Below are 5,431 nucleotides of genomic sequence, written 5' to 3' on the forward strand. Positions count from 1 at the left end.
TCTGCCGCAGGTCGAGCATTCTGCGTCTCTATGATTTAAGTCCTTCAAGATCTGAACTTTATCCTAATCAGTCTTGGACAGTCTGACCAGCCGGCGCGATATCTTCCGCATCAACCGGCCACAAAGGAGCCCGCCATGCAGTTCTTTGCCCTTCTCACCCGCAACACCGAAAAGTTCAGCGATAGCGATTTCGCGCCGCTGCTTCCGGGCGAAGCCGAGCAGCGGCGCACGCTCTATGCGCAAGGCGCCGTGCGCCAGGTCTGGAACCGCGGTGACATCCCCGGCAGCGGCATGATGTTCGAGGCTGCCGACGACAAGGAGGTGCGCGGCCATCTCGCCACCCTGCCGCTGGTCGAGGCCGGAATGATGGACATCGCGGCGATCGTGCCGCTCAATCCCTATCCCGGCTTCGGCCCGAAGCGTTGAGACCGGGATGAAGAGAGGTGCTGCCGCTCACCCGGCAGCACCTATGAGCGACCAAGGAAGCGACGCAAAAGGCCCGCCCGCGACGCCCCTGTATAGCGCTTGGGCAATTGCCGGGTGAGCAGGAACTGGTCGCGCCCTTCGAGGGCGCATCCGATGATGAAGCATCTTGCCAGTTCACCAAGCGATGGCCCAGATCTCACGATCAACCGCCTCGGGTAGCGTTGAGGGAGATGAAGGCGCGCCGGGCCGAACTGTTTCGCTTCGCGCGGTCGAACAGTCCAAGGTCGCGGTGCCCGATCACTCCGCCGGCGCCACTCGCAGCATCGGTCTGCGGGCGCTGAGCCGGTCGAGATAGAGATAGACGACCGGCGTGGTGTAGAGCGTGAGAAGCTGCGAGACGATGAGGCCGCCGACGATCGCGATGCCGAGCGGCTGGCGCAGCTCCGCCCCAGTGCCGGTCTCGAGCGCCAACGGCAAGGCGCCGAGCAAAGCCGCAAAGGTCGTCATCATGATCGGCCGGAAGCGCTGGAGGCTCGCCTTGTGGATGGCTTCTCGCGGCGCAAGCCCTTCCTGGCGCTCGGCCTGCAAGGCCATGTCGATCATCATGATGGCGTTCTTCTTGACGATGCCGATCAACAGGATGATGCCGATCAGCGAGATCACGTCGAATTCCATGCCGGTGACGATGAGCGCGAGCAGCGCGCCGATGCCGGCCGAAGGCAGCGTCGACAGGATGGTGATCGGGTGCACGTAGCTTTCGTAGAGCACGCCGAGCACGACATAGATCGTGGCGAGCGCGGCAGCGATCAGCAGAAGCTCGTTGAGCAGGTTGGAGCGGAAGGCGAGTGCCGTGCCGGCAAGCGAGCCGTGGATCGACACCGGCATTTTCAGCTCCGCCATGGCGCGGTCGATTGCCGCCGAGGCGTCGCCGAGCGTGGCGCCATCGGCAAGGTTGAACGAGATCGTCGTGGCGACGAAGTGGCCCTGGTGGTTGACCGAAAGCGGCGTGGTCGCCGGACCGTAAGTGCTGAAGGCGGCGAGCGGCACCATGGTCTCGGCCGAGGTGCTGACGGCGGCGCCGCTCGAGGCGCTGCCGTGGCCGGTGACGGCGATCGCATTGGTCGCCTGATTCTGCAGCGAGCCCGACAGGCTGCCGGCCAGCGCGTTGGTCTTCTGCGTGCCGCTCGCCGCCGCGCCCGAGGTGCTGACATAGATGCCGTTGAGCGCGCTCGGATCCTGCAGAAAGCGCGGCGCGACTTCCATCACCACGTGATATTGGTTGCGGGCGTTGAAGATGGTCGACACCTGGCGCTGGCCGAAGGCGTCGTAAAGCGTGTTGTCGATGCTCGCCGGCGTCAGGCCGAGCCGGGCCGCGCTCTCGCGGTCGACGGTGATGTTGGTTTCGAGCCCGGCCTCGTCGCGGTCCGAATTGACGTCGGTTAGCTCCCGCGCCTGTTTCAGCAATTCGACGAGTTTCGGCGCCCATTCGTCGAGATCCGCGGTCGTATCGGCCTGCAGCGTGTATTGATAGGTGGCGAGGCTCTGGCGGCCGCCGACCCTGATCTCCTGGCGCGGATTGAGGAAGAGCTGCGCGCCGGGCAATTGCCTGAGCTGCGCGCGCAGCCGCCCCAGCACCGCTTGCAGCGGCGCACGATCGCCCTTCGGCTTCAGGTTGACATAGACGAAGCCGGAGTTGGTCTGGCGGCCGCCGATATAGCCGACGACGTTCGCCACCGCCGGGTCGCTCTTCAGGATCGTCTCCAGCCGCTCGAATTTCTGCCGCATCAATTGGAAGGAAATGGCCTGGTCGGCGCGCAGGCCGCCGATCAGCTCGCCGGTGTCCTGCTGCGGGAAGAAGCCCTTCGGCACGATCGTATAGAGGTAGACGTTGAGCGCGACGGCCGCGATCAGGATGATGAGCATCGCCTCGGCGTTGTCGAGCGACCAGGCTAGCGAGCGGCCGTAGCCGGCGCGGACGCGCTCGAAGACGCTTTCGCCGAAGCGGGCGAGGATGGAACGGCGCTCCGACCGGACTGCACCCGCGCGCAAAAAATGGGCGCACATCATCGGCGTCACCGTCAGCGACAGCACCAGCGAAATGGCGATGGCCAGCGACAAAGTCATGGCGAATTCCTGGAACAGGCGGCCGAGTATGCCGCCCGTCAACAGAATCGGCAGGAACACGGCGACGAGAGAAGCGCTCATCGACAGAACGGTGAAGCCGACCTCCTGAGCGCCGACCAGCGCCGCCCGGCCGCGCGGCACGCCGTCCTCGATGTGGCGCATGATGTTTTCCAGCACCACGATGGCGTCATCGACGACGAAGCCGGTGGCGATGGTGAGCGCCATCAAGGACAGATTGTCGAGCGTGTAGCCGAGCAGATACATTGCCCCGAAGGTGCCGAGGATCGAGACGACCAGCGCCACGCTCGGGATCAGCGCCGCGCGCCAGTCGCGCAAAAAGCAGAACACCACGAAGACGACCAGCAGCACCGCCAGCACCAGCGTCAGCTCGGTGTCGCGCAGCGAGCCGCGGATGGTGAGGCTGCTGTCGGACGCGATGCTGAGGCGCGCATCCGCCGGCACCGAAGCCTGCAGCGTCGGGATCAGCGCGCGCACGCGGTCGACCGTGTCGATGATGTTGGCGTTGGGCTCGCGATAGAGCACCAAAAGCACGGCCGGCACGCCATTGGCGAGGCCGAGATTGCGCACGTCCTCGACCGAGTCCTCGACATCTGCGATGTCGGCGAGGCGCACCGCCGCACTGTTGCGCCAGGCGATCACCAGGTCGCGATAGTCGGCGGCATGGCTCGCCTGGTCGTTGGTGTAGAGCTGGTAGCGGAGCGCGCCGTCCTCCTCGAAGCCCTTCGGACTGCGGGCATTGGCCGAGGCAAGTGCGGCGCGCACATCCTCCAGGCCGATGCCGTAATGGAACAGCGCCCCCGGATTGAGCTCCACCCGAACGGCGGGCAGCGACGAGCCGCCGAGGTCGACATTGCCGACACCCTCGACCTGGGACAGGCGCTGCTGCAGCACGGTCGCGGCGGCATCGTAGAGCTGACCGGGTGTGAGTGTGCGCGAGGTCAGCGCCAGGATCATCACCGGTGCGTCGGCGGGATTGTATTTGCGGTAGGTCGGGTTGCTGCGCAGGTCGGACGGGAGGTCGGCGCGCGCGGCGTTGATAGCGGCTTGAACATCGCGCGCGGCGCCGTTGATGTCCCGATCGAGGTCGAATTGCAGCACAACATTGGTCGAGCCGGTGCCGGAGCGCGACGTCATCTCGGAAACCCCGGCGATCTGGCCGAGATGCCGTTCGAGCGGCGCCGCGACATCGGTCGACATCGTGTCGGGGCTGGCGCCCGGCATCGAAGCCTGCACCGAGATGGTCGGGAAATCCACCTTGGGCAGCGGCGCGATGGGAAGATTGACGTATGCGATCAGGCCCGCCGCCGCCAATCCGATGGCCAGCAGCGTCGTGGCGACCGGCCTGGCGATGAAGGGCGCGGAGAGATTCACGGCGTGAGCCCGCCGGCCGGCGCTCTCGCTTCACGCGCCCCCGACCGCGTCAGTCTATCGAAGGCAAGGTAGATCACCGGCGTGGTGAAGAGCGTCAGCACCTGGCTGACGATCAGCCCGCCAACGATGGTGATGCCGAGCGGCTGGTGCAATTCCGAGCCGGCAAGGCCGCCGAGCAGGAGCGGGAGCGCCCCGAACAGCGCGGCCATCGTCGTCATCAGGATCGGCCGCAACCGCAGCAAGCAGGCTTCATAAATCGCCTCGCGCGGGTCCAGCCCCTGCAGGCGCTCGGCCTGCAGGGCGAAGTCGATCATCATGATGGCGTTCTTCTTGACGATGCCGACCAAGAGCACGATGCCGATGATGCCGATCACGTCGAGATCGTGGCCGGCGAGCATCAGCGCCACCAGCGCGCCCACGGTTGCCGAGGGCAGCGTCGAGAGGATCGTCAGCGGGTGGATGAAGCTCTCATAAAGCACGCCAAGCACGACATAGACGGTGGCGACTGCCGCGAGCAGCAGCAGCAGCTCGTTGGAGAGCGAGCTTTGCAAGGCAAGCGCGGCGCCTTGGAAGCCGGTGACCAGGCCGGCGGGCGGCTGCATGTCATGTTCCGCCTTGCTGATCGCCGCGGTGGCGTCGCCGAGCGAGATGCCGGGCGCGAGATTGAAGGAGATGGTCGCGGCCGGGAACTGGGCAAGGTGGTCCACCAGCAGCGGCGCCTGCCGGACAGTGATGCGGGCGACCGCCGATAGCGGCACCTGGCCGGAACCGGAGGACGGCAGGTAGATCGAGCCGAGCGAAGCCGGCGTCTGTCCCACCGAGGGGTCGGCTTCAAGGATGACGCGGTATTCGTTCGACTGGGTGAAGATGGTCGAGATGATCCGCTGGCCGAAGGCATCGTAGAGCGCGTTGTCGACGGTCGCTGGCGTAATCCCGAAGCGTGCCGCCGTCGCTCGGTCGATGGTGATGTCGACCGCAAGCCCGCTCTGCTGGCTGTCGCTGGCTACGTCGGCGAGTTCGGGAAGTGCCACCAGCCTATCGGTGAGCTTTGATGTCCACGTCGCCAGCTCGGCCGGATCCGAATCCTGCAGAACGTATTGGTACTGCGACGCGCTGGAGGTGGAGTCCACGCTCAGGTCCTGCACCGGCTGCATGTGCAGCGCGATGCCGGTCACGACGTCGGTCTCCCGAGCCAGCCGCCGGATGATCGCGCTGGCATCGGCCGCGCGCTCGTCGCGCGGCTTGAGATTGATCAGCATGTGGCCGCTGTTGGCGGTCATGTTCTGGCCGTCGACGCCGATGAAGGACGACAGGCTCGCGACATCCGGGTCCTTGAGGATGACATCGGCGAGCGCCTGCTGGTGCGCTGCCATGTCGGCGTAGGAGGCCGAGCCCGCGGCCTCGGTGACCGCCGAAATCGCGCCGGTGTCCTGAACCGGGAAGAAGCCTTTCGGGATGACAACATAGAGATAAACGGTGAGCGCAAGCG

3 protein-coding genes are annotated in these 5,431 nt (G+C 65.8%); 1 reads left to right on the plus strand and 2 read right to left on the minus strand.

The window, feature by feature from the left end; genetic code table 11:
• Window positions 1–135 precede the first annotated feature (135 nt).
• On the plus strand, window positions 136–426 hold the full coding sequence (locus EOA60_RS16840) for a muconolactone Delta-isomerase family protein (RefSeq protein WP_066997354.1): 291 nt from the start codon (window positions 136–138) through the stop codon (window positions 424–426).
• Window positions 427–723: 297 nt separating this feature from the next.
• Here the strand turns inward: EOA60_RS16840 and EOA60_RS16845 are convergent, their stop codons facing one another.
• Together EOA60_RS16845 and EOA60_RS16850 are read right to left on the minus strand one after the other, a co-directional pair.
• A complete protein-coding gene (locus tag EOA60_RS16845) occupies window positions 724–3,942 on the minus strand; it encodes an efflux RND transporter permease subunit (RefSeq protein WP_095823663.1) in 3,219 nt (1,072 codons plus the stop codon).
• The coding region (locus EOA60_RS16850) for an efflux RND transporter permease subunit (protein WP_206628147.1) at window positions 3,939–5,431 on the minus strand (1,493 nt) is incomplete at its 5' end. The genes EOA60_RS16850 and EOA60_RS16845, both read right to left, overlap by 4 nt.

It is taken from the genome of Mesorhizobium sp. M1A.F.Ca.IN.020.06.1.1 (assembly GCF_004023265.1).
In the GTDB taxonomy this organism is placed as follows: domain Bacteria; phylum Pseudomonadota; class Alphaproteobacteria; order Rhizobiales; family Rhizobiaceae; genus Mesorhizobium.

What these genes read in the sequence shown, in the direction of transcription:
- EOA60_RS16840 (WP_066997354.1), top strand. Translation starts at nt 136, where the DNA reads ATGCAGTTCTTTGCCCTTCTCACCCGCAACACCGAAAAGTTCAGCGAT.